We start from the raw sequence: 12,487 nt of genomic DNA, 5'->3' as shown, positions 1-12,487 counted from the left end.
CTTAACGCAGCGCGCCTTTCGCTTTCAGCGCGGCTTCTTTCTCGGGGTTGATCCACCACAAATCCAGATGACCAAGCGAGTAAGGTGGCAGGTTTTCCGGGTATTCATACATGTCGTAATAGGCCGTCCAGTAGTCCGCGATGTATCCCACGGGGATTACGAAGAACTCATACCGCAGTGCCCGATCCAGCGCCATAAGGGCTGTGTCCTGATCTGCCTGATTGTCCGTCTCGAATGACGCATTGATGATTGCATCAACCAGCGGGCTTGCCAGTCCCGCAGGGTTGAACAAGCTAAAGGCCGCTTCCTCGGACCCGTACATCTGCAGCAAGCCGCCGCCGGTCGAGAGGAACGTGCCATACCGGGTCGAATACACCATGTCATAGTCGCGTTCCCGGCTGCGCAGGGTGTATTGGGCCGGATCGACCTTTTCTGCCGACGCATCAACGCCCAGCGCCTGAAGGTTCTGCACATAGGTTTCGATCATCGTAGCTGTCGATGTGGGCAAATTCGATGGGTAAGGGATATTCACCTTCAGGGTCTGCCCCTCGGCGTTTCGGCGCAGGTTGCCGTCGCCAACCGGCCATCCTGCTTCGTCCAGCATCTGGGACGCCTTGCGCAGATTGCGACGGTCATTCAGCCGCGCCGAATTGGATTCGTGCGCCATGATCGCCGGTTCGGACAAAAAGTCCGCAGGAACGACATCCCCCAGCGTTTCCAGAAACGCCAGTTCATCCCCTGTGGGAACATCCTGCGCCTCCAACGGCGTGCCTTGGACAAAAGAACTGCGAGGTGAGTTCAGACCGAACAGCAGGGATTCGTTTGCCCATTCGAAATTGAAGGCCAGCGCCAGCGCCTTGCGCACGTTTTTGTCCTCAAACTGAGGTTTGCCCAGATTGAACACAAAACCAGACGGGGTCGGAGGGCTGCCATCCGCGATCTCATCCTGCACAACCGAACCTTCGGTCAGTTTGGGGAAATCATAGCTTGTCGCCCAGAGCTTGGGATCGCTCTCGATCCGGATCGTGTATTCACCGGCTTTGAAGCCTTCGAAGGCTGCGGTCTGGTCTGCGAAGTATTCGACGCGAATGGTGTCGAAGTTGTTTCGCCCTATATTGAATGGCAGATCCTTGCCCCAGTAATCGTCACGCCGTTTGTACACGATCCGACGATTAATGTCGTAGCTGTCCAGTTTATACGGGCCCGACCCAACGGCCACTTCCAGGCGGGGTTCGTCCAAACGGCGCGAGTCATCCGCCTCGAACCAGGCTTTAGAAAACACCGGCGTGGCCCCAACGGTTTCGATCAGACTACGCCGCGTCACCTCGGGGTTAAACGTGAATTTGACCGTGTAGTCATCCAACGCCTCGGCCCCCGTGACCATGCGCCCTACCGCTTGCGCGTATGACGGCAACCCCTGCTCGATGAACAAACGGTGGCTGTAAACCACATCCTCGGCCGTAACCGGCGTGCCATCCCAGAACATCGCCTCGGGCCGAAGGTGGAAAATGACGTAGTTTCGCCCTTCGTCATATTCCAGGCTTTCCGCAAGGACGCCATAATACTGGCCCACACTGTCATCTGCACTTTCGAACAGGCGATCATACTGAATGGTGGTCAAGGCTCCGCTACGGCCTTTGCGCGAATAAGGGTTCAGCGAGTCGAATGTTCCAGACGCCGCCAATGACAACTCTCCGCCTTTCGGCGCATCCGGATTGACGTAGTTCAGATGCGGATAATCGGCCGGATAGTCCAGATTTCCAAAGTAGGAATACCCGTGGCTGCGCGTGATGTTCTCGTCATTCGCCTGCGCAATTCCTACCGATCCAAAAGCGGTGGCTGCCATCATTCCCAAAACCGCCCCCCAATGCCGAACGGTCATCTCGCGCGAAGCAGGCAGGAGGGGTTTCATATGGCTCGTCCTCTGGATCGTTGTCATCTTCTATGTCGGTTCAGCTAGCTAAATCGCCAGCCTTGGATGATTCAAGTTTAGAATGCGTGAACGCTTTGTGAAGATTTTCGGCACAAAAAAAGCCGCTGCACAAGGCAACGGCTTTGGGATTTTCACATTCGTGAGGGCAATCAGTTGCCGATGGTCTGCAGGTAAGCAATCACATCCGCGCGCTCTTGCGGCTTTTTCAGGCCCGCAAAGCTCATGGTCGTGCCCGAGATATAGTTGCTGGGGCGCTCCAGGAAGGCATCCAACGCTTCGGGGGTCCAGTTCCCGCCATGCGCAAGCATGCCTGCCGAATAGCCGCCAAAGCCCTCGGCCGTGCCCAGCGGACGGTCCACTACGCCGTACAGGTACGGGCCGGTGCCGTTTGCGCCATCTTCCAGCTTGTGGCACGCGGTGCACTTGCGGAAGACTTTTGCGCCTTTTTCGACGTCGGCGGCGGCCAGCAGATCCTCGAATACCACCTCTTCGCCGTCGGCGCTTTCGCCCGAACTTTCGGTTTCGATGATATATGCGGCCTGCGCATCACCGTGGCCACCATGCGAATGGTAAAGGATGTCGCCACCCCACTTGGCAAGAAGCAGCACCAGGAAAGTGCCGAACAGGCCTGCTGCGGCCTTGGTAACTGTCATCGTGTCGAACATTGATCGCGTGTCCATTTCAGCTGTCTGTGCAGGTGTCTAAGGCTTCCCCTGACGAGAGGCAAGGTATAGACACCGCGACGAAACGCCCAATTCTGGAACTTGTTGCACGGAAACGACCAAATGACCAATCGCATTGCTTTTCAAGGCGAACCCGGCGCCTACAGTCACGAGGCCTGCCGCAACGCGCGCCCGGAAATGGAGGCCCTGCCCTGCCGCACCTTCGAGGATGTGATCGAATCGGTCCGCTCGGGCGAGGCTGATCTGGCAATGCTGCCGGTGGAAAACACGACCTACGGGCGGGTGGCCGATATTCACCGGCTGTTGCCGCACAGCGGTCTGCATATCATCGAAGAGGCGTTTGTTCGGGTGCATATCAACCTGCTCGCTGTGCCGGGTGCAAAACTGGAAGACATTACCGAGGCGCATTCGCATCTTGTGCTGCTGCCCCAATGTGCAGGGTTCCTGCGCGAACACGACATTCGCGGACGCGTCAGCCCCGATAACGCACGTGCTGCGCGCGAAGTGTCCGAGGCCGGTGACATTCATTCCGCCGCGCTGGCCAGCGAACTGGCCGGAGAGATTTACGGTCTGAACGTCTTGGCCCGCCATATCGAGGATCACGGCGACAACACCACGCGCTTTTTGCTGATGTCCCGCCAGGCCGACCTGTCGCGCCGGGGGGCGCATGAGATGATCACCAGCTTCGTGTTTCAGGTGCGCAACATCCCGGCCGCGCTGTACAAGGCCATGGGCGGCTTTGCCACCAACGGCATCAACATGACCAAGCTGGAAAGCTACATGCTGGATGGCTCGTTCACGGCGACACAGTTCTACGCAGACATCGTCGGGCACCCGGACGACCGGAACGTGCAACTGGCCATGGACGAGCTTGAGCACTTTACAACCAATGTCGAGATCCTGGGTGTCTACCCGGCAGCGCAACCGCGCGGTTGATGCAGGGCGGTCCCGTTCGGGCTGGGTGGCACACGGGCCGCCTGAGCCGCGCCCTAAGCCCCGTGTTTATGGCGCTGCTCCAACTCTCGGGCGAACTCACCCAAGCGGATTTGGAACTGCTTGCGGAAACGGGCCTGCCCCAGCTTCATTGATTGCAGAAGCAGGCGGGCAGGCAGGGATTTCGCGCTTAGGGACATTTCGACGCTCAGGCGGGTTCTGCGTTGTGACAGAGCCAGAAAATCAACGGTGGTAATGCCGCTCATGCCTTTGCTGTTGGCTTCGAACCGCATCTGCGCAGGACGGTCGCAATCGGTCATCACAACCGACATCTGACGCGGCTTGCCGCGCAGCTTGAACTCGGTCTCCCAAGTGGTGCCGGCCTCGACCGGGACGCCTTGGGTTGTGCGCCGAACATCGATGCCGCGCCGCATGGCCATACGCTCGAACCGTTCGAAATCGGCAACCATTTCGAATACCGAATTGATCGGAGCTTCGATATCTTCGCGCGCTGAAAACTGCATGTCTGCCTTTGCTGCCTTTTGTCCAGTTTTTCCTTAGTCCAGCGTGTCCGCAAGCCAGTTTTGCAACAGAAAATGCGCGATGGCCCCTTTTCGAGCGGGCAGCAGGGTCGGATGCTCGCCTGCGAAAGCCTGCATCATTTCCGTTTTGCTGACCCACATCGCGTCTTCAATCTCGACCGGATCGATCACGATGTCACGCGACAGCGCCTCGCCCGCGCAGCCGAACATCAGCGAGGCCGGAAACGGCCAGGGTTGGCTGGACAGGTACGAGACCGCGCCAACCGGCACGCCTGCCTCTTCCATCACCTCGCGCCGTACGGCGGCCTCAAGCGTTTCGCCCGGTTCGACAAACCCGGCCAGCAGTGAATACATCCCCTCGGGCCAGCCGGGCGAGCGGCCCATCAGCACCGCGTCGCCATGGGTGATCAGCATGATGACGACCGGGTCCGTACGCGGAAAATGCTGCGCGCCGCAGGTCGGGCAACTGCGCTGCCACCCGGCCTGCGAGATTTCACTGGGCGCGCCGCATTTGGCGCAGAATTTATGCGTTTCATGCCAGCCGATTACCGCCTTGGCCGTCGCCGCCAGTTCGGCATCAAGGGGCGACAGGCGAGTCATGATCCGGCGCAGCTCGGCAAAGACATGGCCTTCGGGCAGGTCGGGATGTTGCTGTTCGGTCCGGTCGACAAACGCGCCAACACCGGTCAGGTCCAGCCCTTCGGCGGCCCAGTTCGAAATATCCAGCGCAAACAAAGGGGCATCTGAAGCATCCAGCCCCAGAAAGATCGGGGCAGAAACAATCCCTCCGGGTCCACGTGTGATCAGGGGATGAGACATGGGCTGCAAAGCCAACCGATCCAGCCTGTCACCCTGCACCAGCAGTTTACCGCGCCACAGCAGAACACATCTGGCTGCCGGATCGCCTTGTGCTTGTGACAACTTCTCGGCGTCGCCCCGAATATGGGCCGCACGGTTCAGACCCGCGCCACCGAAAGTCACCTGTTCTGCATTTATCATCACCTGCCCCTTCGGCTTTGCTGACAGGGCTGCCATGACTGCCCCGGCGTTGCAATGGCCTTTCGCGGTGCCGGGCCATGCGCGGCCAGAGGCAATGCTTGCACAGGCCTGGAAACATTGGCATTAAGTCTACCAATTGTTGATTTTGATTTAGCACCAGCATCCAATAGTAGAATTCAAGAGTGAAAACTGGAACTTTTAGACCGGGTCAAACTGAAAGTTCGGATGTGCATATTCGTATCCTCGCGACAACTGATCTGCACATGAATCTGACCGGTTTCGACTATTACTCGGATCAGCCGGACCCGACAATTGGGTTCACGCGAACCGCCAGTCTGATCCGCGCAGCACGAACCGAAGCAGACGGCGCGCTTGTTTTGCTGTTCGACAATGGCGATGCGCTTCAGGGCACGCCGCTGGGCGATCAGGCGGCACAGGACCCTGACGGCCATCCAATGATGCAAGGGTTTGCGGCCTTGCACTATGACGCCGTCGGGCTTGGCAATCACGATTTCGGCTTTGGGTTGGAGGTGCTGGACACTGTTCTTGATCAGGCTCCATGTCCTGTCCTGTGCAGCAATATGCGCCGCCGGTCGGGGGGTTCGCAACGCTGGCAGGGCCATGCAGTGCTTGACCAATCGATTTCTCTGAACGGGCAAGACATTCCCATCCGCGTGGGCGTGTTGTCGGTTCTGCCCCCTCAGACCGCGCAATGGGAAGCGCACCATCTGGGCCATGATATCACGGTCGAGGACTGTCTGAGCGCGGCGCGACGCACCGTGCAGATTCTGAAATCGGCGGGGTGTGATCTGGTCATCGCGCTGGCCCATTCCGGCCTCGGTCAGGATCAGGATGTACCGGGGCTGGAGAATGCCGTGATCCCGCTGGCCGCCATTGACGACGTTGACGCCCTCGTGGCCGGGCACACGCATCTGACCCTTCCCGGCAACGACCATCAGGGGCTGGCCCATGTCGACCCCGAGGCCGGATTGGTCCATGGCAAACCGGTTGTCATGCCCGGGTCCGCAGGAAGTCACCTGGGCGTGATTGATCTGAACCTGTGCCACTCTGCCGATCTCGGGTGGCAGGTCATCGACCAGCAGGTCGCGTTGAGACCGCTTCGCCGGACCAAACCCACCCCTGAAACGCCAGAGGATCCCGACATGGTCCGGCTTTTTGCACCCGTGCACGCCCGAACCCGCACCAAGATGGCCGAGCCGGTGGCGCGAATCGCACAACCGATGCACAGCTTTTTCAGCTTTTGCGCCGTTGATCGGGGGCTGGCTCTGGTGGCCTCGGCGCAGGCCGCCGCCTTGCGCCCCTATCTGTCCGGCACCCCACTGGCCAATATGCCCATGTTGTCCGCCGTTTCGCCCTATAAATGCGGTGGTCGGTCCGGGCCGCGCTATTATACCGATGTCCCGGCGGGCGAGGTGTGCCTGCGCCACATCGCGGACCTTTACGTCTTTCCGAACGAACTGAGGGCGGTGAAGGTCAGTGGCGCTCAGGTGCTGGACTGGCTTGAGATGTCGGCGGGTCTTTTCAACACCCTGCGTCGCGACGCCGAGACCGATCTGATCGACTCCGGTCGGGTTGGGTACAATTTCGACCTTCTCTTTGGCCTGACCTACCAGATCGACCTGTCCTGCCCGGCCCGGTTTGACGCTCAGGGGCAGTTGATCGACAATTCTCACCGCCGCATCCGGCAGGCCAGAATTGACGGGTCTACGCTTGACCCCAATCAGGATTTTGTGGTCGCGCTCAACAACTATCGCGCCAATGGTGGCGGGCATTTCCCGTTTGTGGAAACGGCTGAGCCGATCAACCTGCCCGCAATAGATATCAAGCGAATCCTACGCGATTATCTGACCGGGACCCTGCCCGCCGACCCGCTGTCTCAGGCGGTTCATCCGTTTTCGTTCACGCCGCAGGTCGGGGTTCAGGTGATCCTTAGAACAGGGCCCGGCGCGCTGAAGTACCTGCCCGAATTGCAGAACTACGACCCTATCGTTCTGGACCCAGACCCGCAGGGGTTCGAACGCATCCGGCTGACACTCTGACGGGTTGTCATTTTCCCCAGGCTTCCCTATATCAAGTGCTGAGAGGTTGGCGCGGGCGAGCGCCTCGCCAACCTGGTCAGGTCCGGAAGGAAGCAGCCACAACGAGCCCCGCTTGGGTCGATGTCCAACCTCTCACCTTTCCCCCACGTATCCGCTCATCAGCACGATCAGGCAACCAAACGGGGCCAGATTGCCGAATTCCGGCGGGCAAATGCGCCGATATGGCCGATCTCTTTCACTCCGAACTCCTTGGGCGACAACAGGTGCCGCCGCGCGCCCAGCCCATACAGATCCGCCAGACGCCATACGGCTTTTGGCGGGACGGTCTGATCGTCGTCGCTGGTGAACAGATCCACCGGAACACCCAGATCCGACCAGCGCGCCGGTGGCAGTTTTTGCCCGATCTCAGGCACATAATTCAGCGGCGCGGTGCACCACCTGCGCCATTGCCAATAGACAGAGCCCGGCAGATCGGCGCCGAACCCAATGGCTTTACCGGGCAGATACCCCAGGGCTTTCACAAGCAGCGGTACATGCCCATGCCAGAACGCCCAGGCCAACCCCCGATAGGGCCATGGGTGATCGGACAGCGTCACCAACCCCGAGCAGACACAGATCATCCGGTCGATCTGGTCAATATCCGGCTGAATCGGCCCCAGCATTCCGCCGACGGAATGACCAATGCTCCACTGCCGGGCGTCGGGAAACCTTCGGCGCATCTCGGCCCGTGCTGCGGGCATATCGATCAGCGCCCAATCCGACATCGTGACCTGCGAGTCGCTCATGGGGCCGGAAACAGAGTGACCGAAATCACGATAGTCATACGTCAGGCAGGCCATGCCACGCTCGGCAGCCAACCACCGGGCAAAGTGCTGGTAGTAGTCGCGCGGCACACCGGTCGCCCCGTTCAGTACCACCACCGTTTCGGGATCAGTAAAAGGCCGATACAGCCGCGCCGACAGCTGCGCCGGACCAGCGGGAAACTGGAAATCCTCGATCTTCACGTGCTGCTGCGTGTCCAACATCGAACCTGTGGGCCTTTCTGAACCAATCGGTTTACCTGCCCAAGAGGCACAACAACCCGCAGCCGAGTCAACCCTGCTGCCACTTGACCACACGTCGCCCGGCACAAGGCATGTGTACGTGACCCCCAAAACCCCGCTTGACTCAGAACGCGAACAGACGCTAGCGGTTGTGTGATGGTTTCCGATCCACACAATAGGTCGGGATGAAAAGGGAACACGGTGCGGTTCTGCCCGGTCAAACCGGAACGAACCAAGGCCGCGACTGCCCCCGCAACTGTAAGCGGTAAGCGATGCCGGAATGCCACTGGCCGAAAGGCTGGGAAGGTCGGCAAAGCAACGACCCGCAAGTCAGGAGACCTGCCATCATCAACGTAACCGAAACTCGGGCGGGGTGTCCGGGCAGGTCCTGACAGCGCATAGCTGAAACGCCTGCCAACGTCCCCGTCCGCCGCGCGGAGGGAGCAGGATGATCTGGAAGACAAAAACCCACGAATACGTGGCGACCATTTGCCAACGCACAGGCGGGCCCTGCCCCGCAATGGCGCGCATGGCACGCGCGCTGGCAGAGGCGATGAACAAGGCCGACCACGTCACCAGCGAACGATTCGAAATCGAAGGCAGCAGCGACCTGACGCATTGCGCGCAAGGGTGCATGGCCCGCTTTCGCGCCGGACCAGAACAGATACGCATCTTCTGCGGGACCGAGGCGGACACGCCGATCCAAACGCTGGATACCTATGCCGACCTGATTTTTAACGAAACATGCGCGGCCCTTCCGTCCGGGGCCTTGCCAAGAACGCCTTGCGCCATGCTTGAGGTCTTGGCCCTGAGGCCTTCAAGACCAGTGCAGGAACCGGCACGGGTATCAGCCTGAACGCGCATCCAAAGCTGCGTGGGTCGCATTCGTGGCCCATGCCATCTGCTCGTCGGTTTCCACCGCGCAGGGGCGCAGGGCCCGCAACCGGGCCAGCGCCTTGTCTGCCGGTTCCCCGCATTCCAGCATCAGGCGCAAGACCACCATACCGGATCGCCCGCACCCACCCCGGCAATGCACCAGCACCCGGCCACCGCCGGACAAAGCCTGCCGCGCCGATGCGCTGACCGACCCCCACCGATCCTGAACGGCGCGCGGCGGAGCGCCAAAATCCTCGACCGGCAAATGAACCCATCGGCTGGCGCGGCCCTGAATGTCACTGCCAAAGGTCCGGGCCCCGTCCTGCAACATCTCAACTTCCGTGGTCATCGAGATCACAAGACCGGGTTTCCAATCCGCGATTGTATCCAGATCGCCCGCATAATCTCCGCCGCGTCCCGGCATCGAGGTCACCGCAAGTGTTCCGCCTCCGACTTGCAGCGCGTAGACGACCAGTTGCGACATCAAAGATTTCCTCCCAAACCCAAGCCTGCTTTTAAAATGTGCTTCAAAAATACTGAGATTCCAGTTTACGCCGATCTCGGGTCTTTCCAAACCAAATTTCGCCGACCCTGCGGTGGACGCGGGCTGCAGCGACCACTACGCTGCGACGACGTCCCGAATCCGCCAGAGCAGACATGACCGACACAGACAGCCCCGCCTATCAGGTTCTCGCCCGCAAATACCGTCCGGAAACCTTTGCTGATCTGGTGGGTCAGGATGCCATGGTGCGCACGCTGAAAAATGCGTTCGAAGCCGACCGGATCGCCCAGGCCTTTGTCATGACCGGCATCCGCGGCACCGGCAAGACGACCACGGCGCGGATCATCGCCAAAGGTATGAACTGCATCGGCCCGGACGGAAGTGGCGGTCCAACGACTGAGCCCTGTGGCGTCTGCGAGCATTGCACCGCGATCATGGAGGGCCGCCATGTCGACGTGATGGAGATGGACGCCGCCAGCCGTACCGGCGTCAATGATATTCGCGAGATCATCGACAGCGTCCGCTACCGCGCCGCCTCGGCCCGCTATAAGATCTATATCATCGATGAGGTTCACATGCTCTCGACCAGCGCCTTCAACGCGCTGCTCAAGACGCTGGAGGAGCCGCCCGAACATGTGAAGTTCATCTTCGCGACCACCGAGATTCGCAAGGTGCCGGTCACGGTCCTGTCCCGCTGCCAGCGCTTCGACCTGCGCCGGATCGAGCCCGAAGATATGATCGGTCTGCTGCAAAAGATCGCCAGCGCCGAAGGGGCCGAGATTGCCGAGGACGCGCTGGCCTTGATCACCCGCGCGGCCGAGGGGTCTGCCCGCGACGCAACCTCACTGTTGGATCAGGCGATTTCTCACGGCGCAGGCGAAACCACCGCCGACCAGGTGCGCGCCATGCTGGGGCTGGCCGACCGTGGCCGGGTGCTGGACCTGATGGATATGATCCTGCGCGGCGATGCCGCCGGGGCCCTGACCGAGCTTAGCGCGCAATATGCCGAAGGGGCCGACCCGCTGGCGGTGCTGCGCGATCTGGCCGAGATCACCCATTGGGTCTCGGTCGTCAAAATCACGCCGGACGCAGCCGAGGATCCGACAGTATCCCCTGATGAGCGCGCCCGTGGCCAGCAGATGGCCGACGCCCTGCCCATGCGTGTGCTGACCCGCATGTGGCAAATGCTGTTGAAGGCGCTGGAGGAGGTCTCGGCCGCCCCCAACGCCATGATGGCCGCCGAAATGGCAGTGATCCGTCTGACCCATGTGGCCGACCTGCCCAGTCCGGAAGAACTGATCAAACGTCTGCAGGATGCACCTGCGCCACCAAATGGCGGACCGGGCGGCGGTATGCCGATCCACGGCAACGGCACTGCACCGGTTGAAGCGCGCGCAGCACCGACCTATACGCCTGCGCCTCGCGGGGCAGGGGGTGCTCCGGTCGCGGCGCTGGCCCAGGACACGCAGGCCGCTTTGGCGCGCTATCCCAGTTTCGATCACGTGGTCGAACTGATCCGCGTCAACCGTGATGTGAAACTGTTGGTCGAGGTCGAAAACGGCGTGCGGCTGGTTTCCTATCAGCCGGGACGCATCGAGTTTACGCCTGCGCCGCAAGCCCCGACGGATCTGGCCCCACGGTTGGGCTCGGCCCTGCAGCGGTGGACAGGCAATCGCTGGGCCGTGTCGATTGTGTCCGATGGCGACGCGCCGACGATTGCCGAGATTCGCGACAGGGCGGAACTGGCGCTGAAAGAAGAAGCCTCGGAACACCCGCTGGTTCAGGCCGTGCTGGCACATTTCCCAAAGGCCAAGATCACCAGAATAGAAACCCCCGAACAACGCGCGGCACAGGTCGAAACCGAAGCCCTGCCAGAGGTCGAGGATGAATGGGACCCGTTCGAAGAGGATTAACTCGACCCCCGCCCCATGACCGAGGAGCCTGATGCGCACAACCCCGCTGCACCCCAAATTCGGCCTGATTGTTCATGACGTCGACCTGCGCGAGGTCACGCAGGATTATCTCTACCCCCAGATCCGGCATGCGTTTGAAACGCATTCCGCTCTGCTTTTTCCGGGGCAGAGCATCTCGGATGACGATCACATGCGTCTGGGTGAACTGTTTGGTCCGCTGGAAAATCGCGAACAAATGGCGGCGGGGCGCGATGTGGAGTTTCAGGTGTCGGAACTGTCCAATCAGACAGAGGACGGCTTGCGAGCCCGCGATGATCTGCGCCTGCTGGATTTGCAGGCCAATATGCTGTGGCACACGGACAGCACGTTCCTGCCTACCCCTGCTCTGATCAATATTCTGACCGCCCTCGTGGTCCCACCCAGCGGCGGCGAGACGGAACTTGCCTCGACACGCGCCGCCTGGGCCGAGATGCCCGGCCACCTGAAAGAACCGCTGCAAGACGCCATCATCTGGCACAGGCTGTCGCATTCCCGCATGAAAATCGATGCCGATCTGGCAGCCCTGCCCCGGATGACCCGCTGGCCCGATCGGCCCTGGCGGGCAATCTGGCCGAACCCCGTGACGGGCGAAGAGGCCCTGTTCATAGCATCCCACGCCTTCGCCATCGAAGGGCTGGGGCACAAGGAAAGCCAGGCCATTCTGGACGAGGCCATCGCCTTTTGCACCCGGCCCGAATATGTCTATTCGCATCAATGGACCGCGGGCGACGTCCTGATCTGGGACGAGCGGGCGACGCTGCACCGTGGGCGGCCTTGGGATTACAACCATCCGCGCACATTGCGGTCGATCTGCTGTTCCGTAACCGAAACGGACGGGCTGGACCGCGTGCGCGTGGTGTAACGCGAAGCCCGGAACACTCCCGCGCCCGCCACGGGCCATCGGCTGACGCCGATGCCCCTGAGCGGCCTTGGGCCCGGCAGCGCGCGGGCAAGGCCTGCGCGC

General features: G+C 60.9%; 11 protein-coding genes, 1 other RNA gene and 1 riboswitch. Of the genes, 6 read left to right on the top strand and 6 right to left on the bottom strand.

The features are described from left to right. Position 1: 1 nt before the first annotated feature. Positions 2-1,912, bottom strand: coding sequence for an extracellular solute-binding protein (locus ACR0E6_RS19985; RefSeq protein WP_480586576.1), 1,911 nt, complete (start codon positions 1,910-1,912; stop codon positions 2-4). A gap of 170 nt (positions 1,913-2,082) precedes the next feature. Further along, positions 2,083-2,598 (bottom strand): c-type cytochrome, encoded by a 516-nt coding sequence (locus ACR0E6_RS19980; protein ID WP_170455395.1) that lies wholly within the window; start codon positions 2,596-2,598, stop codon positions 2,083-2,085. A 120-nt stretch (positions 2,599-2,718) separates the two neighbouring features. Between ACR0E6_RS19980 and ACR0E6_RS19975 the strand changes: the two genes are divergently transcribed. Then, positions 2,719-3,552 carry a prephenate dehydratase gene (locus ACR0E6_RS19975; RefSeq protein ID WP_170455103.1) on the top strand — a complete coding sequence of 278 codons (834 nt, stop codon included), beginning with the start codon at positions 2,719-2,721 and terminating at the stop codon, positions 3,550-3,552. Between the two features lie 53 nt (positions 3,553-3,605). On the opposite strand, the gene ACR0E6_RS19970 is transcribed toward ACR0E6_RS19975, so the two are convergent. Beyond that, positions 3,606-4,073, bottom strand: a complete 468-nt coding sequence (locus tag ACR0E6_RS19970) for an SRPBCC family protein (RefSeq protein WP_170455105.1) — start codon at positions 4,071-4,073, stop codon at positions 3,606-3,608. 33 nt (positions 4,074-4,106) lie between these two features. Next, entirely contained in the window at positions 4,107-5,090 is a 984-nt protein-coding gene (gene nudC / locus ACR0E6_RS19965; protein WP_480586631.1) for an NAD(+) diphosphatase, read from the bottom strand. Positions 5,091-5,272: 182 nt separating this feature from the next. On the opposite strand from nudC, the gene ACR0E6_RS19960 reads away from it, so the two are divergent. Both ACR0E6_RS19960 and ffs read left to right on the top strand, forming a co-directional pair. Beyond that, positions 5,273-7,150: a bifunctional 2',3'-cyclic-nucleotide 2'-phosphodiesterase/3'-nucleotidase gene (locus tag ACR0E6_RS19960; protein ID WP_480586572.1), complete on the top strand. Its 1,878-nt coding sequence runs from the start codon at positions 5,273-5,275 to the stop codon at positions 7,148-7,150. 39 nt (positions 7,151-7,189) lie between these two features. Continuing rightward, positions 7,190-7,288: signal recognition particle sRNA small type (gene ffs / locus ACR0E6_RS19955), an RNA gene on the top strand. Positions 7,289-7,317: 29 nt separating this feature from the next. Here ffs and ACR0E6_RS19950 read toward each other — a convergent pair. Then, entirely contained in the window at positions 7,318-8,175 is an 858-nt protein-coding gene (locus ACR0E6_RS19950) for an alpha/beta hydrolase family protein (RefSeq protein ID WP_480586569.1), read from the bottom strand. Positions 8,176-8,333: 158 nt separating this feature from the next. Continuing rightward, positions 8,334-8,554, top strand: a riboswitch (cobalamin riboswitch). An 87-nt stretch (positions 8,555-8,641) separates the two neighbouring features. Here ACR0E6_RS19950 and ACR0E6_RS19945 point away from each other — a divergent pair. Continuing rightward, complete coding sequence (locus tag ACR0E6_RS19945) at positions 8,642-9,049, top strand: hypothetical protein (RefSeq protein WP_480586566.1); 408 nt, start codon at positions 8,642-8,644, stop codon at positions 9,047-9,049. Here the strand turns inward: ACR0E6_RS19945 and ACR0E6_RS19940 are convergent. Beyond that, on the bottom strand, positions 9,041-9,553 hold the full coding sequence (locus tag ACR0E6_RS19940) for a protein-tyrosine phosphatase family protein (protein WP_480586563.1): 513 nt from the start codon (positions 9,551-9,553) through the stop codon (positions 9,041-9,043). The two genes, ACR0E6_RS19945 and ACR0E6_RS19940, sit on opposite strands and share 9 nt — an antisense overlap. A 173-nt stretch (positions 9,554-9,726) precedes the next feature. On the opposite strand from ACR0E6_RS19940, the gene ACR0E6_RS19935 reads away from it, so the two are divergent. After that, a complete protein-coding gene (locus tag ACR0E6_RS19935) occupies positions 9,727-11,484 on the top strand; it encodes a DNA polymerase III subunit gamma/tau (protein ID WP_480586560.1) in 1,758 nt (585 codons plus the stop codon). A 31-nt stretch (positions 11,485-11,515) separates the two neighbouring features. Then, the gene (locus ACR0E6_RS19930) at positions 11,516-12,385 is read left to right on the top strand and encodes a TauD/TfdA dioxygenase family protein (RefSeq protein ID WP_480586558.1); all 870 of its coding nucleotides are present in this window, start codon (positions 11,516-11,518) and stop codon (positions 12,383-12,385) included. Positions 12,386-12,487: the final 102 nt, after the last annotated feature.

The organism is Ruegeria sp. AP12 (assembly GCF_056540025.1).
The sequence above is the reverse complement of the archived record's forward strand: the minus strand, read 5'-3'. Positions and strand labels throughout refer to the sequence as shown.

Coding starts and splice junctions, on each gene's coding strand:
- ACR0E6_RS19985 (WP_480586576.1), bottom strand. CDS start 1,912: ATGAAACCCCTCCTGCCTGCTTCGCGCGAGATGACCGTTCGGCATTGG.
- ACR0E6_RS19980 (WP_170455395.1), bottom strand. CDS start 2,598: ATGTTCGACACGATGACAGTTACCAAGGCCGCAGCAGGCCTGTTCGGC.
- ACR0E6_RS19975 (WP_170455103.1), top strand. CDS start 2,719: ATGACCAATCGCATTGCTTTTCAAGGCGAACCCGGCGCCTACAGTCAC.
- ACR0E6_RS19970 (WP_170455105.1), bottom strand. CDS start 4,073: ATGCAGTTTTCAGCGCGCGAAGATATCGAAGCTCCGATCAATTCGGTA.
- nudC (WP_480586631.1), bottom strand. CDS start 5,090: ATGATAAATGCAGAACAGGTGACTTTCGGTGGCGCGGGTCTGAACCGT.
- ACR0E6_RS19950 (WP_480586569.1), bottom strand. CDS start 8,175: ATGTTGGACACGCAGCAGCACGTGAAGATCGAGGATTTCCAGTTTCCC.
- ACR0E6_RS19945 (WP_480586566.1), top strand. CDS start 8,642: ATGATCTGGAAGACAAAAACCCACGAATACGTGGCGACCATTTGCCAA.
- ACR0E6_RS19940 (WP_480586563.1), bottom strand. CDS start 9,553: ATGTCGCAACTGGTCGTCTACGCGCTGCAAGTCGGAGGCGGAACACTT.
- ACR0E6_RS19935 (WP_480586560.1), top strand. CDS start 9,727: ATGACCGACACAGACAGCCCCGCCTATCAGGTTCTCGCCCGCAAATAC.
- ACR0E6_RS19930 (WP_480586558.1), top strand. CDS start 11,516: ATGCGCACAACCCCGCTGCACCCCAAATTCGGCCTGATTGTTCATGAC.